This window comes from Mycobacterium kiyosense, from assembly GCA_021654635.1.
Taxonomy (GTDB): Bacteria; Actinomycetota; Actinomycetes; order Mycobacteriales; family Mycobacteriaceae; genus Mycobacterium; species Mycobacterium kiyosense.
Window position 1 is genome coordinate 254,225 of record AP025179.1, and the last position, 22,805, is coordinate 277,029.

General features: G+C 66.9%; 18 protein-coding genes and 4 pseudogenes. 15 read left to right on the forward strand and 7 right to left on the reverse strand.

The window, feature by feature from the left end; translation table 11 throughout:
* Position 1: 1 nt before the first annotated feature.
* Together L6444_RS30370 and L6444_RS01230 are read left to right on the forward strand one after the other, a co-directional pair.
* A complete protein-coding gene (locus L6444_RS30370; protein ID WP_459551897.1) occupies positions 2–127 on the forward strand; it encodes a hypothetical protein in 126 nt (41 codons plus the stop codon).
* A complete protein-coding gene (locus L6444_RS01230; RefSeq protein WP_459551898.1) occupies positions 124–1,266 on the forward strand; it encodes an SLC13 family permease in 1,143 nt (380 codons plus the stop codon). Before L6444_RS30370 ends, L6444_RS01230 begins: the two co-directional genes overlap by 4 nt.
* On the opposite strand, the gene L6444_RS01235 is transcribed toward L6444_RS01230, so the two are convergent.
* Positions 1,263–1,847 carry a TetR/AcrR family transcriptional regulator gene (locus L6444_RS01235; RefSeq protein WP_236979783.1) on the reverse strand — a complete coding sequence of 195 codons (585 nt, stop codon included), beginning with the start codon at positions 1,845–1,847 and terminating at the stop codon, positions 1,263–1,265. The genes L6444_RS01230 and L6444_RS01235 overlap by 4 nt on opposite strands.
* 189 nt (positions 1,848–2,036) lie before the next feature.
* Between L6444_RS01235 and L6444_RS01240 the strand changes: the two genes are divergently transcribed.
* From L6444_RS01240 to L6444_RS01250, 3 genes are read left to right on the forward strand one after another with little or no spacing between them, the layout of a single operon-like run.
* Positions 2,037–4,268 (forward strand): acyl-CoA dehydrogenase, encoded by a 2,232-nt coding sequence (locus L6444_RS01240; protein WP_236979785.1) that lies wholly within the window; start codon positions 2,037–2,039, stop codon positions 4,266–4,268.
* A gap of 10 nt (positions 4,269–4,278) precedes the next feature.
* A complete protein-coding gene (locus L6444_RS01245) occupies positions 4,279–5,487 on the forward strand; it encodes a thiolase family protein (protein WP_236979787.1) in 1,209 nt (402 codons plus the stop codon).
* A 2-nt stretch (positions 5,488–5,489) separates the two neighbouring features.
* On the forward strand, positions 5,490–5,897 hold the full coding sequence (locus tag L6444_RS01250) for a Zn-ribbon domain-containing OB-fold protein (protein ID WP_236979795.1): 408 nt from the start codon (positions 5,490–5,492) through the stop codon (positions 5,895–5,897).
* 33 nt (positions 5,898–5,930) lie between these two features.
* Here L6444_RS01250 and L6444_RS01255 read toward each other — a convergent pair whose 3' ends face one another.
* The gene (locus tag L6444_RS01255; protein ID WP_236979797.1) at positions 5,931–7,385 is read right to left on the reverse strand and encodes an aldehyde dehydrogenase family protein; all 1,455 of its coding nucleotides are present in this window, start codon (positions 7,383–7,385) and stop codon (positions 5,931–5,933) included.
* A gap of 117 nt (positions 7,386–7,502) precedes the next feature.
* Positions 7,503–8,480, reverse strand: coding sequence for a LacI family DNA-binding transcriptional regulator (locus tag L6444_RS01260; RefSeq protein WP_236979799.1), 978 nt, complete (start codon positions 8,478–8,480; stop codon positions 7,503–7,505).
* Positions 8,481–8,747: 267 nt separating this feature from the next.
* Between L6444_RS01260 and L6444_RS01265 the strand changes: the two genes are divergently transcribed.
* The 6 genes and pseudogenes from L6444_RS01265 to L6444_RS01290 all read left to right on the forward strand — a co-directional run.
* Positions 8,748–10,100, forward strand: coding sequence for an amidohydrolase family protein (locus L6444_RS01265; protein WP_236979800.1), 1,353 nt, complete (start codon positions 8,748–8,750; stop codon positions 10,098–10,100).
* A gap of 44 nt (positions 10,101–10,144) precedes the next feature.
* The gene (locus tag L6444_RS01270; protein ID WP_370653137.1) at positions 10,145–12,442 is read left to right on the forward strand and encodes a CaiB/BaiF CoA-transferase family protein; all 2,298 of its coding nucleotides are present in this window, start codon (positions 10,145–10,147) and stop codon (positions 12,440–12,442) included.
* Position 12,443: 1 nt separating this feature from the next.
* Positions 12,444–12,773, forward strand: a complete 330-nt coding sequence (locus tag L6444_RS01275; RefSeq protein ID WP_236979804.1) for a hypothetical protein — start codon at positions 12,444–12,446, stop codon at positions 12,771–12,773.
* A gap of 15 nt (positions 12,774–12,788) precedes the next feature.
* Positions 12,789–13,961: a thiolase family protein gene (locus tag L6444_RS01280; protein WP_236979806.1), complete on the forward strand. Its 1,173-nt coding sequence runs from the start codon at positions 12,789–12,791 to the stop codon at positions 13,959–13,961.
* Positions 13,958–14,389 (forward strand): Zn-ribbon domain-containing OB-fold protein, encoded by a 432-nt coding sequence (locus L6444_RS01285; RefSeq protein ID WP_236979814.1) that lies wholly within the window; start codon positions 13,958–13,960, stop codon positions 14,387–14,389. Before L6444_RS01280 ends, L6444_RS01285 begins: the two co-directional genes overlap by 4 nt.
* A pseudogene (locus L6444_RS01290) lies at positions 14,386–15,039 on the forward strand (hypothetical protein); the annotation flags it as partial. The gene L6444_RS01285 and the pseudogene L6444_RS01290, both read left to right, overlap by 4 nt.
* Here the strand turns inward: L6444_RS01290 and L6444_RS01295 are convergent.
* A pseudogene (locus L6444_RS01295) lies at positions 15,037–15,171 on the reverse strand (short-chain dehydrogenase); the annotation flags it as partial. The pseudogenes L6444_RS01290 and L6444_RS01295 sit on opposite strands and share 3 nt — an antisense overlap.
* Positions 15,172–15,300: 129 nt before the next feature.
* Between L6444_RS01295 and L6444_RS01300 the strand changes: the two are divergent.
* Positions 15,301–17,148: a hypothetical protein gene (locus L6444_RS01300; protein ID WP_236979816.1), complete on the forward strand. Its 1,848-nt coding sequence runs from the start codon at positions 15,301–15,303 to the stop codon at positions 17,146–17,148.
* Between the two features lie 79 nt (positions 17,149–17,227).
* On the opposite strand, the gene L6444_RS01305 is transcribed toward L6444_RS01300, so the two are convergent.
* Complete coding sequence (locus tag L6444_RS01305; protein ID WP_236979818.1) at positions 17,228–17,767, reverse strand: DUF3558 domain-containing protein; 540 nt, start codon at positions 17,765–17,767, stop codon at positions 17,228–17,230.
* A 48-nt stretch (positions 17,768–17,815) separates the two neighbouring features.
* Entirely contained in the window at positions 17,816–18,628 is an 813-nt protein-coding gene (locus L6444_RS01310) for a polysaccharide deacetylase family protein (RefSeq protein ID WP_236984553.1), read from the reverse strand.
* A gap of 223 nt (positions 18,629–18,851) precedes the next feature.
* On the opposite strand from L6444_RS01310, the gene L6444_RS01315 reads away from it, so the two are divergent.
* The gene (locus tag L6444_RS01315; protein ID WP_236984555.1) at positions 18,852–19,331 is read left to right on the forward strand and encodes an SRPBCC family protein; all 480 of its coding nucleotides are present in this window, start codon (positions 18,852–18,854) and stop codon (positions 19,329–19,331) included.
* A gap of 79 nt (positions 19,332–19,410) precedes the next feature.
* Here the strand turns inward: L6444_RS01315 and L6444_RS01320 are convergent, their stop codons facing one another.
* A complete protein-coding gene (locus tag L6444_RS01320) occupies positions 19,411–20,115 on the reverse strand; it encodes a cutinase family protein (RefSeq protein WP_236979819.1) in 705 nt (234 codons plus the stop codon).
* Positions 20,116–20,484: 369 nt separating this feature from the next.
* Here L6444_RS01320 and L6444_RS01325 point away from each other — a divergent pair.
* Together L6444_RS01325 and L6444_RS01330 are read left to right on the forward strand one after the other, a co-directional pair.
* A pseudogene (locus tag L6444_RS01325) lies at positions 20,485–20,829 on the forward strand (hypothetical protein); the annotation flags it as partial.
* Between the two features lie 60 nt (positions 20,830–20,889).
* Positions 20,890–21,668: pseudogene (locus L6444_RS01330) on the forward strand (PE family protein); the annotation flags it as partial.
* Positions 21,669–22,805: the final 1,137 nt, after the last annotated feature.

The following is a 22,805-nucleotide window of genomic DNA, read 5'->3' on the forward strand; positions in this document are numbered from 1 at the left end:
GTTGAGTGCCTTGGTGGCCGAATGCGTCTCGGTCGTGTTGCTGGCAATGGTGTTGCTGGCGGCGGTGATCCGCCCCCTTCGGCTGGCCGGAGGCCGTGGTTGCGGTGCCCGCGGCGGCGATTTGTGATCGGCGTCGGCGCGGTTTCGGCAGCGGACGCCCGTAGCGAGGTACTCGACCTGGCGCCGGTGGTCGGCTTTTTGGCGGCGGTGCTGGTGCTGTCGCAGGCCTGCGCCGACGAGGGACTGTTCGCCTGGTGCGGAGCCCGGATGGCCCGTGCCGCCGGAGGTGGGTCGCAGCGGTTACTGCTCGCGGTGTTCGCCGTGGCGTCGCTGGTGACGGTGGTGTTCAGCCTGGATGCGACCGTGGTGTTGCTGACGCCGGTGGTGGCGGCCACCGCGACGCAGCTGCGGGTGCGCGCCCGCCCGCATCTGTATGCGTGCGCCCATCTGTCCAACAGTGCCTCGTTGCTGCTGCCGGTTTCGAATCTGACCAATCTGCTGGCGTTGTCGGCCAGCGGCCTGAGCTTCACCCACTTCACGGCGCTGATGGCGCTGCCCTGGATCGCGGCGATCGGCGTCGAATACCTGGTGTTCCGGCGCTATTTCGCGACCGATCTGACCGCCGCGGCGCCTCAACCACCTGGTCCGGACGCGTCCGTGCAAGCCGCCCCGAAGTTCGCGATCGTCACCGTGCTCGCCACCCTGGCCGGCTTCGTGGTCACCTCGGCCGTCGGCGTCAATCCCGCCTGGGCGGCCGCCGCTGGCGCACTGATCCTGACTGCGTACGCGGCCGTGGGTGGTAGGACGAGCCTGCGTGTGGTGATTCATGCCGCGGACCCACCGTTCCTGATCTTCGTGCTCGCACTGGGCGTCGTGGTGCGCGCCGTGATCGACAACGGGCTGCACGACGAGCTGCGCGCAAGGCTGCCGCACCCGACCGGGCTGGCCGGGTTGTTGGCGATCGCGGCGGTGGCCGCGGTGGCGGCCAATGTGGTGAACAACTTGCCCGCGGTGCTGATGCTGGTCCCGCTGGTGGCGACCACAGGTGGTCCGGGGGCGGTGCTGGCCGTGCTGATCGGGGTGAACATCGGTCCCAACCTCACCTACACCGGCTCACTGGCCACCATGTTGTGGCGGCGGGTACTGCATCGGCATCAACAGCCCACCAATCTGGCCGTGTTCACCAAGCTGGGTCTGCTCACCACCCCGGCCGCACTGGTCGCGGCTGTCGCGGCGCTGTGGGTCTCGTTGCAGCTGATCGGTTAGCCGCCGCTAGTGTCTGCCGTCACGGCGCTCACGATGAGGCGGGTGGTCTGTTCGGCACGCCCGCGCGAATACCGTTGTGCATCAGAGAGAATCGGATACACGACGCCACCGATGATGGCGTCGGCCGCCGATTCGGCGGTGCCTTGCTCCACCCCTCCATCGACCAGGCGGTTGCGGACACTGTCGTGCAGTGGCTTGCTGAATCCCTCCCTGAGCCGGACGCCGGTGTCTTCGTGCTCCATTCCGGCGACGGTCAGGGTGCGCAGCATCGCCGCACCCCGGGTGGTGGTGAGGGTCGCGGCGAGCTTGCCCACCCACTCCACGAGGTCGGCGGCCAGGTCGTCGGTGTGTTTCATCGAGGCGAGGATCTTGTCGGCATCTTCGAGGACCACGTCGGCGACCAGTGCGGGCCGGCTGCGCCACCAGCGGTAGATGGTCTGCTTACCCACGCCCGCCCGCGCCGCCACCGCCTCGATGGTCAAGCCGTCGAAGCCGCGCTCCAGCAGCAACTCGCGTGTGGCAGTCACGATTGCCGTGCGCGACTTCTCGCTGCGGCGCCGGGACGCGAGATCGGTTGGCATGCAGTGGTCCTCGTTCGTGTCGTGCCGAGCTGACGCGGGTACCGGGCCCGGGGCCTAGCTTTACAGATCCGGGGGCGCGCCGTAATGTTCCACGAGACGAGACGGTTCGTCTTGTAGGACGAAAGGATAGCAGCCTGTGCGGCCGAAGCCGAGCCCCTTTACTCCGGGCGTGATCCCCGGGCCAGGCGCGTGACTCTCGGGCTGACCGCCGAGCAGCGTGACCTCAGTGCGGCCGTCCGGCAATTCGCGACGCGGCATGCCCCAATCGCCAAGACGCGGGACAATTTCGGGTCCCTCGCCGAAGGCGATCTCCCGGACTGGTGGGATGCGTTGGTCGCCAACGGTTTTCATGCTGTGCACCTGCCGGAGCACCTCGGCGGGCAAGGTGGTCGGCTGGTCGACTGCGCGTGCGTGCTCGAGGCCGCCGCCAAGGCGCTGCTGCCGGGACCCTTGCTGTCCACCGCCGCGGCGGGAGCGGTGGCGCTGCTGGCCGAGCGCACCCCGACCTGCGAATCGCTGCTGCGCGATCTCGCCGCCGGGACACCGGCCGCCGTCGTCCTGCCGGACGGTGCAGACTTCCGTGCCCGTCGGGACGAGGGACGCTGGGTGCTCACCGGCGCATCGGAGGTGACCGAGGGCATCCGCTCGGCGCGGGTGATCCTGGTGGCTGCCCGCACCCAGGACGGGGACATGGTATGGGTGCCGGTCGACCCGGACAAGCCCACAGCCACAATCGAATCCGTACCCGGCACTGATCTCGTCGCGGACGTCGGACGGCTACGGCTCGACCAGTACGTGGCGGCCGAGACGCTCACCGGAGTCCACCCGGACCGTGCCGAATGCGTCGTCACCGGACTGGTGGCCAGCGCCACGGCCGGCATCACGCAGTGGTGTGTCGAGGCGGTTACCGAACACCTGCGCGTCCGTGAGCAGTTCGGCAAGGTGATCGGCACTTTTCAGGCGTTGCAGCACAATGCGGCAATGTTGTTGATCAACAGCGAATTGGCCACGGCAGCGGCCTGGGATGCGGTGCGGGCGGGCGACGAATCGCTGGACCAGCATCGCATCGCCGCGGCCGGTGCGGCGGTGATCGCGATCTCGCCGGTGCCGGACCTCGTACTCGACGCGCTCACGTTGTTCGGCGCGATCGGTTTCACCTGGGAACACGATGTGCACCTGTACTGGCGCCGGGCCATCAGTCTGGCGGGCTCGATCGGCCCGGCGAACCGCTGGGCCAGGCGACTGGGCGGGCTCACGTCTACCCAGCCGCGCGACATGTCGGTCGATCTGGGCGACGCAGACTGCGAGTTCCGGTCCAAGGTTGCCGAAACACTCGACGCCGCACTGCAATTGCGCAACGACAAGCCCGGCCGGCAGGGTGACTACGAATACTTCGAGACCGGCCCGCAACGCACCCTGCTCGCCGAGGCGCGCCTGATCGCACCGCACTGGCCGCAGCCGTGGGGACTCGAAGCCGGCCCGCTGCGGCAGCTCATCATTGACGACGAGTTCGCCAAGCGGCCGGACCTGGTCCGGCCCTCGCTGGGTATCGCCGAGTGGATCCTGCCCTCGATAGTGGCCGCCGGGTCGAAAGAGTTGCAGGAGCGGCTGATACCGCCGACACAGCGCGGCGAACTCGCCTGGTGCCAGCTTTTCAGTGAGCCAGGGGCGGGGTCGGATCTGGCTGCGCTGTCCACCCGCGCCGTCAAGGTTGACGGCGGCTGGAAAGTCAACGGGCACAAGATATGGACGTCGATGGCACACCGGGCGGACTTCGGTGCGCTGCTGGCCCGCACCGACCCGGCGGCCGGCAAGCACCGCGGCATCGGCTATTTCATCCTCGACATGAATACGGCCGGCATCGAGATCCAGCCGATCAAGACCGCCACCGGAGAAGCACATTTCAACGAGGTGTTCCTCACCGAGGTCTTCATACCCGATGACATGTTGCTCGGCGACCCGGTCGGCGGTTGGAGCCTGGCAATCGCCACCATGGCCGAAGAACGCTCGGCGATAAGCGGTTACGTCAAGTTCGACCGTGCCGCCGCACTGCGCAACCTTGCCTGCCAGGACGGGCCCGACCGGGACGACGTGCTACGTGCGCTCGGTGAACTCGACGCCTATACCCACGCGATCAAAGCGCTCGGAGTGCGCGAGACCATCCGGTTGCTGGACGGGCAGGCTTCCGGGCCGGCATCCAGCATCGCCAAGGTCGCGATGAACGAACTGCTGCGCCGCACCTTCGCGGCAACGCTGCAGTTGACCGGTCGGCGGGCGATGGTGACCGACCCCGGGCTGGCCGCCGAACTCAACATCGTCGAGTCCTATCTGCACCTGCCCGCCGAGCTGATCGGCGGCGGAACTCGCGAGATTCAGCTGAACATCATCGCCCAGATGATCCTGGGCCTGCCCCGTAAGTGAGGACACCACAATGGGTTTACGCGGAGAAGCCGCCATCGTCGGATACGTCGAGTTGCCACCCGAGCGACTCAACAAGGCCTCGCCGGCACCATTCGTTCTCGAACAATGGGCCGAACTCGCCGCCGCCGCGCTCGACGACGCGGGCCTGCCGGGCGACGTCGTCAACGGCATCGTGGCATCGCACCTCGCCGAGTCGCAGATCTTCGTACCGTCCACCATCGCCGAATACCTTGGCATGCCGGCACGTTTCGCCGAACTGGTCGACCTCGGGGGTGCCAGCGCCGCCGCGATGGTGTGGCGCGCGGCCGCGGTGATCGAACTCGGGGTGTGCGACGCCGTGCTGTGTGCGCTGCCGGCCCGCTACATCACACCGTCGTCGAAGAAGAAGCCCAGGCCGATGGTGGACGCGATGTTCTTCGGCTCGTCGAGCAACCAATACGGTTCCCCGCAAGCAGAGTTCGAGATTCCCTACGGCAACCTGGGCCAGAACGGGCCGTACGGTCAGGTCGCGCAGCGATACGCCGCGGTCTACGGCTACGACGAACGTGTCATGGCCAAGCTCGTCGTCGACCAACGGGTCAATGCCAACCACACCGAGGGTGCGATCTGGAAAGACAAGCCGCTCACCGTCGAGGATGTCCTTGCCAGCCCGGTCATCGCGGATCCGCTGCATATGCTGGAGATCGTGATGCCGTGCGTCGGGGGAACCGCCGTCGTCGTCGCCAACGCCGATCTGGCCAGGCGGTGCAAGAACCGCCCGGTGTGGATCAAGGGTTTCGGCGAGAATGTGCCGTTCAAGACGCCCACCTACGCCGAGGATCTGCTCAATACGCCGATGGCCGCCGCTGCCGACACCGCGTTTGCCATGACCGGCCTGAGCCGCGACCAGATGGACATGGTCTCCATCTACGACTGCTACACAATCACCGTGATGCTGTCGCTGGAGGACGCCGGATTCTGCGCGAAGGGAAAGGGTTTGGAGTTCATAGCCACCCACGACCTGACGTTTCGCGGCGATTTCCCGCTCAATACCGCCGGCGGCCAGCTCGGCTTCGGCCAGGCCGGATTGGCCGGCGGCATGCATCACGTGTGTGACGCCACCCGCCAGATCATGGGCCGTGCCGGCGCGGCGCAGGTCGCCGACTGCAACCGCGCGTTCGTGTCGGGCAACGGCGGAATCCTGTCCGAGCAGACGGCGCTCGTCCTCCAAGGAGACTGACAATGAACTTCGACCGGCCGATGCCCGTCAAAACGCCCACCACAGCGCCCTTTTGGGATGCGCTGGCCCAGCATCGCATCGAGATCCAGTACTCGCCGTCGTCGCAGAAGTATGTGTTCTACCCGCGGGTGCGGGCGCCCCGGACACTGGCCGACGACCTGGAATGGCGGGAGATCTCCGGGATGGGGACGTTGTACTCCTACACAGTCGCCCGCCGTCCGGTCAGCCCGCATTTCGCCGGCGCGGTGCCGCAACTGCTCGCAATCGTCGAATGGGATGAGGGCCCAAGGTTTTCCACCGAGATGGTCAACGTCGAACCCGACCAACTGAGCGTGGGCATGCGGGTGCGGCCGGTGTTCTGCGACTACCCCGAGCACGACGTCACGATGCTGCGCTACGAGCCCGCCTGAGGCCCGGCCCCGCGTCTGCTCGCGCAGGGAAGGCTACATCTGCGCCCAGACGATTTTGGTCTGCAGGTAGGTTTCCAGGCCGGCCTTGCCGGACTCGTAGCCCCAGCCGGACTGCTTGTAGCCACCGAATGGCATCGAGTGGTCGAACTGCATCTGGCAGTTGAGCCCGACCGTTCCGGCCTTGAGCCGCTTGGCGATTCGGTGCGCACGGCCCAGGTCGCTGGTCCAGCAGGTGGCCGCCAGCCCGTAGGTGCTGTCGTTGGCCAGGGCAACGGCCTCGTCCTCGGTGTCGAACGGCAGCACCGCCACCACCGGGCCGAAGATCTCCTCCTGGAACAGCCGGCTCGTGGAGGCGACGTTGGTCAGCACGGTCGGGCGGATGAAGTAACCCTTGCGGTCCACCCGTTGCCCACCGGTGACGACCTCGACTCCGTCGGCCCGGCCCTGCTCGAGATAGCCCAAGACCCGGGTGAGCTGCTTCTGGCTGATCAGCGGGCCGATCAGACTGCCCTCGTCCTTGGGGCCGCCCTGCGGCAGGCTGTCGGCGACCTTCGCGAGTTGCTCGACGAACTGCTCGTAGACCCCGCGCTGGACGAAGATGCGCGAACCGCACACACAGGCCTGACCGGAGTGGATGAAGGTGCCGAACGCCGCCATCGGGACGGCCTTGCTCAGGTCGGCGTCGTCGAAGACCACCACCGGCGACTTTCCGCCCAGCTCGAGGGTGACCTTCTTCAAGTTGCTGTCACCGGCGGCGTGCACGATCGCGCGGCCGACCTCGGTGGACCCGGTGAACGCGACCTTCTCGACGTCGGGGTGCGCGGTGATCGCGGCGCCCGCGGTGTGTCCGTAGCCGAGCAACAGATTCGCCACCCCTTCGGGCACGCCGGCCTCGTGCAGGATGTTGTCCAGCACCAGCGCCGACAGCGGGGTCTCCTCGGCCGGCTTGACCACGCTGCTGCAGCCCGCGGCCAGCGACGGCGCAAGCTTGGCGCAGAAATTGAAGACCGGCCCGTTCCACGGGAAGATCAGCCCGACCACGCCGTAGGGCTCTTTGAGCGTGTAGGCGTGCTGGTGCGAGTCGATGCCGGTGAGGCCGCCGGTGTGCACGTCGGCGGCGATGCCCTCGATCTTGGTGCACCACCCGGCGTAGTACCGGAAGAACTCCGAGCCGACCGTCACCGTGCCCCGGGCCTGCAGCGGCGTCATGCCGGCATTGAGTGATTCCAGTTCGGCCAGCAGTTCGGCGTTCTGGTCGATCAGCTCGCCCACCCGCCACAGGATCTTGGCCCGCTCGCTGGGAGGTTTGTCGCGCCACACGCCGGACTCGAACGACTCCCTGGCCCGCGCAACGGCGGCGTCGACGGCCTGGGGGCCGCAGTCTTTGAACTCGGTGACCTGGTCTTCGGTGGCGGGGTCGACGACCGTGATGGTCTCACCGGTGCCGGGGCGCTTGCTGATCTCGTCCAATACCGACTGGAGCGTCATCGGTACTCCTCCTTGAGTAACTGACTCGTCAGACGGGAGGTTATGCGCTTAACCAAAGGATGTCCAGTGCCTCTGCAGCCACCCTGGCGCGTTGGTGAACCGCTTAACCGCGGGCAGCTAAGTCGAGGAACGGACCACGACCCGAGCGATGTCGGTGATATCCGGCGACGGTGGCGCCGGGTAGCCCAACCGCTCGTAGATGGCGGCGATCGCGGCATCGGCGACGGCGCGTGGATCGAACTGCACGCTGGTCAGCGGGGGAGTGCTGACCACGCCCATGGGACTGGCGTCCACGCCGATCACGGCCAGGTCCTGCGGGCACCGAAGCCGTGCCTGGTGGATGCCGTATAGCACCAGGCAGGCGATGTCGTCGCTCTGCGCGCACACCGCGGTCACGCCGTCGCGCACCCAAGCACCCACCACCTCGGCGGCGTTCTCGACGGTGATGGTGGCGACCCGAACCGGCGGCAGGCCGCGGGTCTGTGCCGCGCGGGAGACGCCCTCCAACCAGTAGTCGCCCAGCGGGCGCCACCTGGCGATCCCGCCGTAGGCAAAGGCGATCTGGCGGTGACCGCGCGACACCAGGTGGGCGATCCGCATCTCGCCCACGGCCAGGTGGGGATCGCCGAGCGCGGGCAGGCTGCCGATGTCGATGTGCGGAATTCCCGCCGCCTTGACCGCGGCCGCCGCGGCGTCGCTGAGCGGGAACAGGCTCGCCACCGCGACCGGGTCGAGGTTCTCGATGGCGTCGACCACGTGGTGGTCGTCCTCGGTCTCGAAGATCTGCACCTGCAGCAAACCCAGCCGGGCCAACTCGGTCGTCATCCGACTGCCCGCCTGCATCGGCATGTCGCCTACCGCGACGTACGGGACCACGTAGAGCACCACGCCGCTCTTGCCGCGGGCGAGATTGCGCGCGGCCAGGTTCGGCCGGTAACCGAGTAGCTTCGCGGCGCGGTTGACCGCCTCGCGGGTCTGCGGCGAGATCCGCCGGCCCTCGGCATTGTTGAGCACGTAGCTGACCGTGGCTGTCGAGACGTCCGCCAACCGGGCCACGTCAGCGGTGGTGGGTCGCACACTTGAAGGCCCGGCCATGCCTCATGGTGGCATGCGTGCGGCTTGCGTCCAAGGTCGGCGGCGCATGAGCCGGTCGATGTCCAGTCAGCCCAAGTGTGACTAATAGTCGGTATCGGTGGTCGAAGCTCGACAGGTGACGATGGCCCAGCGTGCCACAGCACTCCTATGGCGGCAGCGGCTTTTCGCAGAGCGAGACGGAAGCGGCGCCCTCCGGGTGGCGTTGACCTATGACTCATGTCAATGTCTACTAGTCCGAGGATCGACGACGATCGGGGAGAGCGCGCAATGAACAAGGACGAGCTGATCCTGATCAGCGTCGACGACCACATCGCCGAACCCGCTGACATGTTCGACGCGCACGTGCCGGAAAGGTACAAACACCTCGCGCCGCGGGTGGTGGTCGAACCCGACGGAGTCCAGCAGTGGTACTACGGCGAGATCCGCGGTCGCAACATGGGTCTCAACGCCGTCGCCGGAAAGCCCCGCGAGATGTACAACGTCGACGCGTCGCGGTACGACGAGATGCGGCCGGGCTGTTTCAACGTCGACGAGCGGGTGCGCGACATGAACGCCGGCGGGCAGTTGGCCGGTCTGAACTTCCCGAACTTCACCGGTTTCTCCGGGCAGGTGCTCAACCAGGGCCCCGACCGCGAGGTGAACCTGGTGATGATCAAGGCCTACAACGACTGGCACATCGACGAGTGGTGCGCGGCCTACCCGGGCCGGTTCATCCCGTGCGGCATCCTGCCGCTCTTCGATGTCGCCGAAGCAGCTAAGGAAGTAAAGCGTCTGGCGGACAAGGGATGTCACGCGGTGACGTTCTCGGAAAATCCAGAAGCGTTGCAAATGCCCAGCATTCACACGAAATACTGGTATCCGCTGTTCGAGGCGGTCTGCGACAACAAGACCGTACTGTGCACCCACGTCGGATCGGCGTCGCGTTCGCCGATGGTGTCGTTGGACGCCCCGGCCAGTGTGATGATGACGGCGTCGTCAATGATGAGCATGTTCACCTTCACCGAACTCATCTGGGCCGAATTCTGGCGCGATTTCCCGGAGTTGAAGTTCTCGCTCACCGAGGGTGATATCGGTTGGATGCCGTACTTCTTATGGCGCGCCGAACACGTCTACCAGCGCCACTCCGGTTGGACGCTGGCCGAATTCCCGCCGGGATACTCCGGACCGGTCGATGTGTTCAAGCGGCACTTCTACACCTGCTTCATCAGCGACAAGGTCGGTGTGCGCAACATGGACTGGTACAACGAGGACATGGTGTGCTGGGAGTCCGACTTCCCGCACTCCGACAGCAACTGGCCGTTCGCACCCGAGGACGTCATCGAGACGATGGGTCATCTCGACGACAGTGTGATCAACAAGATCACCCACCAAAACGCCATGGCCGCATATTCTTTCGACCCCTTCCGGCACGTTCCCAGGGAGCACGCGCGGGCCGGCTATCTGCGCAGCCAGGCAACCGATGTGGACGTGGTGACGCACGTCGGGCACCAGGCCAGCCAACGTGACCGCGACGCGTGGACCCGGATGACGACGTTCGCGTTACAGGCCCAAGGTGTCACCGCGCCGGTGACGGTGGAGGCCGGCGGCATCGCCGGCCGGGCCAGCACCCTGGGCAACTGAGCGTGCCCCTCGAGGCGCCCTTCGCCGGGTGGCGGGTGCTGGAGATGTCCAACGGCATCGCCGCGGCCTACGCCGCCAAGATGTTCACCGACGCGGGTGCCGACGTGGTGAAAGTCGAATCCGCGCAGGGGGATCGGCTGCGCGGATGGTCTGCTGCAGGTGGGCCGCCGGGCGCCTTGTTCGGCTATCTGGCGGCCGGAAAGCGCTCGGTTCTCGATCACGATGAAGCAGCGGTTGTGGCGCTGCTGGCCGGCGCCGACGTGGTGTTCACCGACCTGACCGATGGTTGGACGCTGGACGGGCTGGCCGCGCGAACCGGCCCGTCGGCGGTGGTCGTCGCGGTGACGCCGTTCGGGACGACGGGGCCCTACGTGGACGAACAAGTCGTCGCCAACGAGTTCATCCTGCAAGCCCTGTGCGGGTCGACGGCCGGGCGTGGGTGGCCCGGTGACGAGCCCGTGCAAGCGGGTGGCCGGCTGGGCGAGTGGCTGGCGGGTACCTTCGCCGCGGCGGTCGGCGCCGCGGCCACGCGACATGCCGTCCGCGGTGGGCGCGCAGAAGTGATCGACGTCTCGACCTACGAGGCCATGGCGATTGCGATGGGTGGTTTGCCCGCCATGTCCGCCAGCGTGCTGGGTGCGGATTCGCTGCTGGTGTCACGAAGTCTGGAGTTGCCGTCGATCGTCCCCACCGCCGACGGCATGGTCGGATTCTGCACCATCACCGCGCAGCAGTTCCAGGACTTCCTGGTGCTGATCGAGCGGGAAGACCTGATCGACGACGCCGAACTGGCGACGTTCGACGGCCGAATCGCGCGCCGCGGCGAGTTCCTCGACATGGTCACCAAGTGGACCAGCAGCCGCACCACCCAAGAGATCGTCGAACTGGCGGTGGCGTTCCGAATTCCGGTGGCGCCCATCGCAACCCCGGCCACGCTGCCCGACATCGATCATTTCGTGCAACGGGGCGTCTTCGTCGAGTCCGAACTCGGTGTGCTGCAGCCCCGGGTGCCGTATCGGGGTGAACACCTCACCACCCGTGCGCCCGGCAGCCCCCCCGATCTGGGCGCCGACACCGGTCGCATCGACTGGCCGCCGCGCCTTGTAGGGCCCGAATCTGTTGATCCCCGGCAACTTCCGCTATCAGACGTCCGCGTGACCGACCTGACTGCGTTCTGGGCCGGACCGGTCGCCACCCAGTTCCTCGGCAGCCTAGGCGCCGACGTCATCAAGGTGGAGGGAGTGCGGCGGCCCGACGGCATGCGATTCTCGGCCGGTCGCCCGCCCGACTGGGACCAATGGTGGGAATGGGGCCCGGTGTTCCTGTGCAGCAACAACAACAAACGTGGCATCAGCGTCGAACTGGGCACCGAGGGCGGGCGGTCCGTGGCGCTGGACCTGATATCGACGAGCGACCTCGTCCTGGAGAACTTCTCGCCGCGGGTGATGGGCAACTTCCGCCTGGAGTGGGACGCGGTGTGTGCCGCCAACCCGCGCGCGGTCATGGTGCGGATGCCGGCCTTCGGGTTGGACGGTCCGTGGCGCGACCGGGTCGGCTTCGCCCAAACCATGGAACAGGCGACCGGCATGGCGTGGATGACCGGGCACGCCGACGGCCCGCCGCTGATTCCGCGCGGGGTCTGCGACCCGATCGCGGGACTGCATGCCGCATTCGCCGCGGTGGCCGGCCTGGTGGTGCGCGACCGCGACGGCATCGGCGTCCACGTGGAGTCCACGATGGTGGAGTCCGCCCTGAACGTCGCCGCGGAGATGCTGGTGGAATACTCGCGCAACGGAATCGAGTTGCGCCGCCAGGGGAATCGTGGCCCCGGAGCCAGCCCACAGGGTGTGTATCGGTGCCAGGGTGAGGACGAGTGGGTCGCGCTGTCAGCCATCGACGATGCCGGCCGCACCGGTCTGGCCCGGCTGATCGGCAGGCCTGAGGCGCATCAGGGCGAAACCTGGTGGCGGGAGCGCGCCGACGAGGTCGATAAGTTGATCGAGGACTGGACGGCGCACCACACCGTTGCGCAGGCGGTGCGGGAGCTGCGCTGCGCCGGGGTTGCCGCGGCGCCGCTGGTCGCGGCGGCCGGGCTGCTCGCCGACCCGCAGCTGCTGGCCCGCGGATTCTGGGAACGGATGGACCATCCCGTCGTGGGCTCGTTTCTTTGCACCGGAATGCCTTTCGAGTTCCTCGGCAGGCCCCGGCGTTGGCTCCGCCGGGTATCGCCGCTCTACGGTCAGCACACGCACGAGGTGTTGTCCGGCCTGGGGTATGGGGCAGGGGATCTGACCCGGCTGTCCGAATCGGGGGTCACCGCCGCCCGGCCGGCGGGACTGTGACGTGGCCGTCACGCTCTGTGTGCCGCCGCGTGCCGGTGAGCTGTGCGCGCCGGTGCGATTCCTGCTGCGCCAGGACTCGGTGGTGATGGAATTGACTGCCCGGCATCGCATTACCAGCGTCGAGTGGGATGAGCGCGAGCGTGCGGTGGCAATGGTCGTGGAGATCACCGACCCGCAGACCGCGCGGCCGGTGGACGTGCGGATCGACGTCGTCGACGCCGGTGCGGGATCCGCCGGAGTCCGGTGCACGACGATCGGGCGGATAACGCGTGACGGAAGGGAATACGACGTCGTGGGAACCTATCTCGGCGTTGTCGCGGACGAAAACTGAAGGAGTGAGATCGGTTTGAGCGCGAACAAGCGCACCGCAGCCATCGTCGGGGTGTACAACACCGCGCAGGGCCGGCGACTGGACGGACATACCAGCCGGGGACTGGCCGTCGAGGCCATCCGGGGGGCACTCGAGGACGCCGGCCTGACCCTCGACGATGTGGACGGAATCAGCGCCAGCCCGCAGTCGACCGCGCTGATCTACGACCTGCGCCTCGGCCCGGCCTGGCAGGGCATGGGCTTCGGTGTCGGCATGATCACCGAGGCGGCCACCGCTATCGAACACGGCATGGCCGATGTCGTGGTGCTCGTCGCCGCGCAGGCCGGGGAATATCGCGACCACGAGGCCACCGCGCCCTGGACGCGGCCGGAGAACGAATTCGTCGCGCCTTGGGGGATGTTCACCACCGCCGAGTTCGCGCTCATCGCCCGCCGCCACATGCACGTCTACGGCACCACGCGGGAGCAACTGTCCACGGTCGCCGCCACCATCCGCAACAACGGCTCACGTAACCCGGAAGCTGTTTACTACCAACGAGGTCCGTTCACCACCGACGACATCACCGCCTCCCGGCTCATCGCCGACCCGTTCCATCTGCTCGATTGTGCGACCACCTCGGAGGGTGGTTGCGCGCTGGTGGTGGCGAACCTGGAGACCGTCGGCGACAAGGCTACGAAATCTCGTCAACCCATCTACATTCTGGGCAGCGGCGCGGACTTCCACGGCCCGTCCTATCAGCACCCGCCGGCCTGGGATCTGGGCGGGCGCCGGCGTGATCACGTGAATGGCGTGGTGGGTCGCCGTGCCGCCGACCGCGCGTTCGCCCACGCCGGCCTGCGCCGCGACGACGTGGACGTACTGGAACTGTATGACCCCTTCTCGTTCGAGATCATTCGTCAACTGGAGGCGTTCGGGTTCTGCGGTGAGGGCGAGGGTGGGCCGTTCGTCGCCGCCGGTCACATTGCCGTCGACGGCAGTCATCCGATCACCACCGACGGCGGAACCATGTCGTTCAGCCATGCCGGGGCCAATCCGCAGATGATGCAGCGCGCGATCCGGGCCGTGCAGCAGTTGCGGGGTGAGGCCGGTGACCTGCAGGTCCCGAACGCACGTATTGCGTTGTGCAGCAACGGGGGAGCCGGAGCACTGTTCACCACCGTCCTGCTACTGGGAGACGAGCCGAGATGAAGTCTGAGAGCATGTTGCGGCCACAGTCCGGGCCGGTGCCGCACGCCAATAGTGCGGTCAGCGGTCCGTTCTGGGCGGGTTGCCGGTCTCACGAGCTGCGCTACCAGCGGTGCGCAGCGTGCGGGCTGGCCAATTTCCCGCCGACCGAACACTGCCGCGAGTGCCTCTCGGCCGAGCTGCAGTGGACACAAAGTGGCGGATCAGGCGAGATCTACAGCTGGACGGTGGTGCACCGGCCCGTCACCGCGGAGTTCGAACCCCCTTACGCACCAGCCATTGTCACCCTGGACGAGGGCTACCAGATGCTGACCAACATCGTCGGAGTCGCACCGGAACAGCTGGCGATCGGGATGCCGGTGACGGTGCAGTTCCACGCCGTCGACGCCGACGTGACGCTGCCGTACTTCCGGCCGTCGGGGTCAACGTGAGCCCGGTCCGCACCGCCGGTGGCCTGCCGGTCACCGCGTACCTGGTGCTGGGCGTGCTGGCGGCCAACGACGAGCAGCTAACCGCCGGTGAGATCAAGATGCGCGCCGAGTTGTCGGTCGGGCACTTCTACTGGTCGCCGTCGGTCAGCCACGTGCGCCGCGAGCTCAGCAAACTGCTGGAAAGATCCATGGTCAGCGAGATCGACACCCGATCGGGCAAGCGGGCCATCACCGTGTACGAGACCACCGACGCCGGCCGGGATGCGTTGCGGCGCTGGGTACAACACTTCCCGGGACAGGACCAGGTCGTCGTCAAACACCCCGTCATCCTGCGAACCTGGCTGGCGCGCGGCGAGGACCCGGACCGGGTGATCGACATGCTGGACCGTCATCTCGAGGCCACCCGGGCCAGGCTGGACGAGGCGCTGTGGTCGCGGGAACGATCCCGCGAAGTCGGCATCGTGGACGATCCCGACCAGCGCTACTCCTTCGCCGTCCTCGACTACGCGATCCGCGGGTTGTACGCGGAAATCTCCAACATCCAGCAGCTGCGCGACGAAATAGCTTCCGGCACAACGCGCGATCCGGTCAAGCGGGTGCGCCGGCCCAAGGGGCAGCTGCGGCGCCGCGGCGGCGCCGGACGTCCGGGCGCCGAGCCTGACCAGACCGCCGTCAACGGCAAGCAGCGCTCCGGTGAAGAACCCCGAGCCGGCTCCGGATAACAACACCAGCACGGGGCCCAGATCACGGGACGGGTCGCCCAGCGCACCGCCGAGCGGGACGGCAGGGTGATTACTGAGGAAATTTTCCTTTGCTGACCGATATCGTAATTCGTGGATGGGGGCGAATCGGCTCTGGTAGCCGCGGGACGGGCTTGGGCTGCGGAGCAAGAGCGTAAGTTTCCGGATTGGGTGGACCGGTTCGGGTGCGCAGACCCCAGCCTCTGGAACTTCGGCAGCGCCTCACTGGATCAGTTGACGTACAACATCTTTCACTGTTACCCCAGCATGCGAGCACTGGATGATTCGGGCAACGCGCAGTTCGTCGAAGGAGCCACCTGGTACCTCGGCGAGATCGTCCGACGCAGCAACCCGCGCACACTGCGCTGGACCGAATCCATTTTCGAGTATTCCGGTGGCCGGTTCATCGTGCAGCCGACGGCCAAAACCCGTGCCGCCGAGTACGTCTCGCCGCAAGCCAGTCTGCGTAATGTCGCGATGTCAGGCGACCCGCTTACCCTGCCCCGCACTTATCGCCCCTACATCGACACTGCGAACCGACCATCGTGGCAGTTCAGCCCGTCCGACATCTACCAACGCGGAACCGGCGTGTGGACCTGGGACTCGGCGACCGAGCGGTGGTTGTCGACCCGCGACCTCTGGCGCAACGGTATAGCCGAACTACTGGCAGTCCTGGCGCCGCGGCTCCCCGGCATCGCACTGGACTACTCACCTGCCTCATTGGCAGCTGTCGAACAATTCGCCTGCACAGATGCCGTGGCGACCGACCCCGCGCTTCGTTCCGCGGTGATCGCTTACCTGGGAGAGAGCCTGCTGCGCACCGGTGACGGCAGGTGGATCTGGGACGACCACCCCGGCTCGATCACCTACGGCTACCCGCTGGTCAAACCCTACCTGGGCGCGGCCGTGTCCCCGGCGCATGTGCTGGAATACGCGCGGACCTGGCCAGATGGGCGAAACTTTGCGCGGTTACACGAAGCCTGGTCGGCCGCGGTCGAGGGCTACCGCGATCGCAATCTGCTACACCTGCTGACCAGGGAATCGACACCCGGTATCGATGGCCCGGATCCGGTTGCACCGGGCGAGGCGTGGGCCGGTCTGCAGCGCGCGCGCTTTCCCGAGTGGATCGAAAGATTCGGCGCCGGCTACGCCTGGGACTTCAGTGAGCAGTCGATGGACAGCCTGGCCGAACTGATCCTGCGGCATTGTCCTACCGGCAGCGCCATCCTCGACAGCGGCGCACCGACTGAGTTTCTGGAGGGAGCGGTCTGGTACCTGGGCGAAACGTTGCACCGGGCTCGGCCGTCACGTTGGGTGCTGACCGATTTTGAGGCGCCGCGACTCGCGCGGTTGAGCATCATGGGGTATGCCAGTGAGGTACATCCGCTGGGTGAGTTCTTGATTCAAACATTGGACGGCGTGGTACGGCCCACCCGGATCTGGTACGGTCCGTCGGCACCGGCCAGTCATCCTGAGAGCTTGCGCTACACCTACAACCTCTGGCGTACCGGCGAAATGCGCTGGCGCATCGACGAATCCGTGAAGAGACGTGAGCGCACGAAGCGCAAGCGGGCGCGTCGAGGTGTCGACGACGCTGATGTGCTCGCCGACTGGCTCGCCGAACGGCAAGCGGCTTTTCCGGGATGGGTGCAGCGGTACGGCGCCCAGCTGCGTTGGGACTTCAGCCCTGCGACGCTGGACGACCTCGAGGGAGTCATCTGGTCGCAGGCGGTGGCACCCGAGGAGTTGCTGCTGGACCCCGCCCGAGAAGACTTTCTGCTCGGTGCCGCCTGGTATCTCGGTGAAGTCGTTCGGCGGCAGAGGAATTCGGCGCGCTGGACTTACCAGCGAGACTTTGCGCCGGAGCCGAGCGTCGAATGGATGAACCCCGGCCCGGGAGTGGTCCTCGCCGGGGTGTACACCGACCTCGATCGACGCGGCGGCATTCTGCAGGGCTGGTATCGGTCCAGACTGGAGACCCTCGCCCGATACGCGGAGACAGACGACGTCGAATCGTAGATCGGCGGAGCTCTGTCGTCGAGCCGACAGCACTGCCCGTGAGATCCGAGCGCGGCGCCGCCGACCGGCTGCGCACGGATTACTTTGCCGCCGCGATACTTCGGCGGGCCAGTTCGGTGGCGATGTCACACGGGTTGGGAAACGGCTTCCTGTTGAACTGGATCGACCATTCGAAGAAGTCGTCCTGGAACTGAATGGCGACGTCGCACAGCCGGGCGCCGAGCCGGTCGGTGGCCACGGCTACAAAGCCGCTGTGCCCGTCGACGGTGATGTTGTCGACCGACGTGCGCGTCAAGTCCTCGTTTCTGCGTTCCCGGCCGATGGGGCTGCCGCGGAACCAGCTGAATGAAAACCACGGACCGCTGATGCTGCCGTTGACCAGCCACTGACAGCCCAGTGAGTTACGGGCGGTGACCACCAGCCCGCCGGTGCCGGTCAACTGGGCCACGGTCTGGTCGCTCACGCCCCCGCATTCGGGGAAGAACGGCCCGTGGACGGCCTGCGTGGTGGTGTGTGAACCTTCCGGCGGCGCCGCCGGGCTGTCGCCGTGTGATCCGCCAGCGCACGCGGTCAGCACGGCGGCCAGGACCGCCGCCGGGATCACGCACCAACGACTCATGTATAGAACTGTGCCATCCATCGCGCGACCGGCGGTACCGCGCCAGAGCTAGGGCGTCTTGAGGAAAACGTCGTTGAGAGTGACGGTTCGGAGATTGCGTGCCCGGATGATGTCGATCAGCTGCGGATAGACATGCGTCACCGGCAAGTGGTTGAGATGCCCGATCACGATGGCCTGCGGAGTGAAGTACTGATCGGCCATCTTCACGATGTATTCCTCGGTGATCAGCGTCGAGTCCGACAGCGATCCCGACCACAGCACGGGCACGGTGTAGCCGAGGTCGGCGGCCACCGCGTCAACGGCCGCGTTGTGCTTGGCATAGGGCGGTCGCCAATACGGTTTGGCGCCAACACCGTAGGTCTTCTTCAGGAAGTCGTCGTTGCGGGTGAGTTGCTTGGCGATGTCGGCCTTGCTCAGCGTGGTCAGGTCGGGATGCGACCAGGTGTGGTTGCCGAGTTCGATCTGTCCGGAATCGACCAGCGGGCGCAGCGCTGCCAGGTTGTCGGTCCAGGAGTCGTACGTCCCGTTGACGAAGAAGGTCAGCCGGATGCCGGTGTCCTTCGCGAACTGGGTGTACGCGGCCACGACTTCGGAGTTGGTGCCGTCGTCGACCGTCAGCGCCAGCAGATCACCGCTGCCGGGGAGCTGGCTCAGTACACCGCCGCCGGGCAGCCGGACCCGGGAACTCGGGGGTGGCGGCGGCAGCAGACCCGCAGCCGTCGGGGCGCGGGGTGGCGCGATCTCCGCGGCGGCGGGCGTCTGGGCGAACGTGCGCGGCTGGGGGTCGACCATGCATCGGGCAAGACCCACGCTGGCCACGGTGGAGACGGCGAGGGATCCCAGGAAGCGGCGCCTGCTCAGTTCAGACATTCGACGGCCACAATCGAGCATGCCTGCGACCCGGTGCGCCACGAAGCAGGCAGACCCGCATTCGGGTTGCCAGGGTTGACACGCGACGACACCACAGCAGCGAACCGTACCATGACCAGCGTCGATAACCCGCGTTGGGAGCGGGCGGGTCGCTTGGCGTCGTCGATTCGGCCACAGCCGGGTGGGTACTCACCTGACGAAACGAGAGGACATGATGACAATCACTGTGGTCGATGCTGGACCCCGCCGAGTCAGCCGGTCTGTCGAAGTGGGCGCGCCTGCGGCCGAACTGTTCGCGATGGCCGCGGATCCGCGCCGCCACAGCGAACTGGACGGATCCGGCACGGTGCGGGACAACGTCACCGCACCCGCGACGCTGGCCGAGGGCTCGAAGTTCTCCACCAAGATGAAGATGCTGGGCCTGCCCTACCGCATCACCAGCACAGTGACCGGCTTCGAGCCGGACAAGCTGGTCGAGTGGCGTCACCCGCTGGGTCACCGGTGGCGGTGGGAATTCCAGTCGCTCTCGCCGACCAGCACCCGGGTGACCGAGACCTTCGACTATTCGGACGCCGGCGCGCTCAAGAACAAGCTCAAGTATTACGAGCGGACGGGCTTCGCGAAGGCCAACGCCCGCGGCATCGAGGCGACGTTGTCCAAGTTGCGCGACCGCTACCCGGCGCCGTCGGATTGATCCCGCCCCGTCTTGGCTCCGCTCTGGGTCGTCCCGAAAGTCCGGGTTGTCCCGAGACGTTCGGTCGTCCCGTGCAGCGCTAGTTTCCGAAACCGACCGGGGCCGGCGGCGGGCCGCCGAGGTGCGCGGCTGCGAATGCAACGCCCTGGTCGATCATCGCGCCGTCATCCGCGTACGAGTTGTGCGCGGCGAAGTTCATGCCCTCCGAGCACACCGGGTCGTCGGTGGCGCACACCTTGAGCGTCTTGGCCTGGTACAGCGGACCGATGGCAACCGGCGGCTGGCCGAGGAACTCCATGGCCCGCACATTGGGCGTGCCGAACAGCACCACCGACGAGACATGGTCGGCGACAGCGGGGTCCAGCGGTTTGGGCACCGTGGTCGGGTCGACTCCGTCGGGAACCTTGGCAGAGGTGACGAAACCCATCACCGCCGCGCCCTGGGAGAAGCCGGACAACACCATCTTCGTTTTCGGGCAGGCCGTCGCCATGGAGTTGACGTGCGCACCGGCATCCCGGATCCCGTCGATGCCGGTCGCCCACTCGTCACTCGCGGGGTAGTTGACGTTGTACACGCCCATGGACTGAGTGCCGATCCGTGGGCGTAACGCGTCGACGAAGGCCTGGCCCGTTGCGCCAAGACCTTCCTCGCCGGTACCCCGCGCATACACCACCTCGACGTCGGGGCAAGGCTCTGCTGACGCGGACGGCATCGGGACTGACAACACTGCCGAACTCACGCCCGCGGCGACGGCGGCCGCGGAACCAATAAACCGAGCGATCATGGATACATATTTTGCCCACCTAACCGCATCCCAAACCACCCCCGGCGCAACGTCGTCGAGAAATTTTTGCCGTAATTTACGTAGCCGTATGGCGGTGATGTGACGAGGCCGACATTCACACCCGCGGCAAGACCTCGTCGATGAGTCGATGCGAGCTGGCCCAGCCCCCGTCGATCGGCAACCCGCCCACCAATGGGTTCATCACGACATCCGTTCGGCCACTCCCGATCTGGTCGATCAGTTGGCTGGGGTGAGGATCTCGATCTGGTTGAGCCGACGCAGTCCCTCGATCGAACCGGCGGGCTGCTCGTTGGGTCTGGGCGCGCCGGCGCGTTTCCACGAGCTGTACTCGGCGGCCTTCGTTCGAGCGGCAATTCGATCGTCGACATCCTCGAGGCGGTGCCCGGCTGACGGCCAGCGCGGTCACCCGGATCGCTCGCCGGGGTGGCTACCTCGACGTGCCCGCGGACGCCGAGCAACGCTACAACGACCGGCTCTCGGCGGATCTGGAACGCACCATCTGGACGCAGTGCACCAGTTACTTCCGCCCCCGAGCGGCCGCATCGTGACGCAGTCTCCCGACACGGAATACGGGCGGCGGGCCGGGCGCGCCTCCGGGCGCGGGATCGGACGCACCGCGCCGGCGCGGCCGCGGACCCCGGACCCGGCGTCAATGATCAGACGATTGGTTGTCGGTGGAAAACCCACCAATAGCGGCGGACCGAATGCATATGATCACCCGACCGATGACGGGGGCTTAGCCGGAAGGTCGTGATGTCGGTTCTGGTGGTGCGCCCGGACGCCTTGATATCGGCGGCGGAGGATCTGACTGCGGTCGGGACCGCGCTGAGCAATGCAAATGCGGCGGCAGCACTCCCCACCACCGGGCTGGTAGCCGCTGCAGCTGACGAGGTCTCGGCGGCGATAACCGCGCTGTTCGCCGGTCACGCCCGTGCATACCAGGCCCTGAGTGCGCAGCTGGAGACGTTTCATCGGCAGTTCACCCAGCAGCTGGTTACGGGCGCTGGCGAGTACGCCGCGGCGGAGGTCGCCGGCGCCAAGCCGCTGGACCAACTGCGGAACCTGGTCAATGCACCGGCGCGAACGCTGTTGGGCCGACCGTTGATCGGTGACGGCGCCGACGGGGTGGCCGGCACCGGGCAGCACGGCGAGCCGGGCGGGCTGCTGTTCGGTAACGGCGGAAGGGGTGGGTCGGGCGCGGTCGGCCGAGCCGGCGGCGACGGTGGCAGCGCTGGGCTGATCGGCCACGGCGGGGCCGGCGGCCAGGCCGGTGCCGCTGCGGACTCCGCCAGTCCCGCGCCGGCCGGTGGTCGGGGTGGCAGTGGCGGCCTGCTGTGGGGCAATGGCGGTGTTGGGGGCCGGGCGGGTCCGGAGCGATCGGCGGCGTCGGCGGTGCGGGCGGCAACGCTGTCTTGAGCGGTGATGGTGGTGCCGGCGGGACCGGCGGGCCGGGCCAGAGCCCGGGTGCCGGTGGAGCGGGTGGCTCGGGCGGGCAGTTGGCGGGCCACGACGGCGCGCGGGGAGCGACCGGCGCCAAGGTCAACGCGCCCACCAACCCGACGAATCCGACCAACCCGACGAATCCGACCACCCCGACGAATCCGACCAACCCGACGAATCCGACCAACCCGAGCAACCCGTCTAATCCGACGAATCCGACGAATCCGACGAATCCGAGCAACCCGACTGATCCGACCAACCCGACTGATCCGGCCAATCCGACTGATCCGACGAACCCAACCGACCCGTCAAACCTGAATGCCGTTGACGCGGCCAAAGCCGGCCACCTCGATTCCTCCAACGGGGGAGTCATCACCAACAGCGACCTCAAGGAGATCTCGGGAATCGACGCAGGAATCAGGAATCCGAACGTCTACTGGGTGCACAACGATTCCGGGGACACGAACCGCATCTTCGCGGTGGACGCCAAGACAGGTCAGACCTTGGGCACCTACACACTCCAAGGCGCCACCGCAAAGGACTGGGAGGACATCGAAGTCGCGACCGGCGCCGACGGAAAGTCCTATATCTATGTCGGCGATATCGGCGACAACGCGGGATCACGTAGCAACGTCACCATCTATCGTGTGCTCGAACCCGAGGTCACGGGCACGGCGAGCAATCCGACCAACGCGACCCTGACCGGAGTGGACCAGTTACGCCTGATCTATCCCGACGGCAGCAAAATCAACTCCGAGGCGCTGGCTGTCGACCCGCAGACCAACAAGCTGATGGTCATCGAGAAGACCGGCAGCAGTGTCTCCCGGGTTTACGCACCGGAAAGCCAGGTCTGGGTAGCCGCCACCAGCAGCAGCGCCCCCGTCACACCACTGAATCAGGTTGCGACACTGAATACTTCGGGTGCCAGCTCACCCCTGGTCACCAGCGCCGACTTCTCGCCGGACGGTTCACAATTGGCTGTCCGCACCTACGGCGATGTCCTGCTATGGAACCGCGCCGACGGCACCACCGCCTGGTCGCCGTTCAGCAGCACCGCGGTCAGGGGACCCGTTGTTGCTGAGACGCAAGGCGAGGCAATCGCATTCCACAACGACGGGCGGGGCTATGTCACCGTCAGCGAAGGGACCAACCAGACGCTGCACGAGTTCAGCATCAACTGATCGCGTTATCTTCAGACTGATTCTCAACGCTGTCGCGCGCTGCCCTGA

What these genes read in the sequence shown, in the direction of transcription:
- L6444_RS01235 (WP_236979783.1), bottom strand. Translation starts at nt 1,847, where the DNA reads ATGCCAACCGATCTCGCGTCCCGGCGCCGCAGCGAGAAGTCGCGCACG.
- L6444_RS01245 (WP_236979787.1), top strand. Translation starts at nt 4,279, where the DNA reads ATGGGTTTACGCGGAGAAGCCGCCATCGTCGGATACGTCGAGTTGCCA.
- L6444_RS01250 (WP_236979795.1), top strand. Translation starts at nt 5,490, where the DNA reads ATGAACTTCGACCGGCCGATGCCCGTCAAAACGCCCACCACAGCGCCC.
- L6444_RS01255 (WP_236979797.1), bottom strand. Translation starts at nt 7,385, where the DNA reads ATGACGCTCCAGTCGGTATTGGACGAGATCAGCAAGCGCCCCGGCACC.
- L6444_RS01260 (WP_236979799.1), bottom strand. Translation starts at nt 8,480, where the DNA reads ATGGCCGGGCCTTCAAGTGTGCGACCCACCACCGCTGACGTGGCCCGG.
- L6444_RS01265 (WP_236979800.1), top strand. Translation starts at nt 8,748, where the DNA reads ATGAACAAGGACGAGCTGATCCTGATCAGCGTCGACGACCACATCGCC.
- L6444_RS01270 (WP_370653137.1), top strand. Translation starts at nt 10,145, where the DNA reads ATGTCCAACGGCATCGCCGCGGCCTACGCCGCCAAGATGTTCACCGAC.
- L6444_RS01285 (WP_236979814.1), top strand. Translation starts at nt 13,958, where the DNA reads ATGAAGTCTGAGAGCATGTTGCGGCCACAGTCCGGGCCGGTGCCGCAC.
- L6444_RS01305 (WP_236979818.1), bottom strand. Translation starts at nt 17,767, where the DNA reads ATGAGTCGTTGGTGCGTGATCCCGGCGGCGGTCCTGGCCGCCGTGCTG.
- L6444_RS01315 (WP_236984555.1), top strand. Translation starts at nt 18,852, where the DNA reads ATGACAATCACTGTGGTCGATGCTGGACCCCGCCGAGTCAGCCGGTCT.
- L6444_RS01320 (WP_236979819.1), bottom strand. Translation starts at nt 20,115, where the DNA reads ATGATCGCTCGGTTTATTGGTTCCGCGGCCGCCGTCGCCGCGGGCGTG.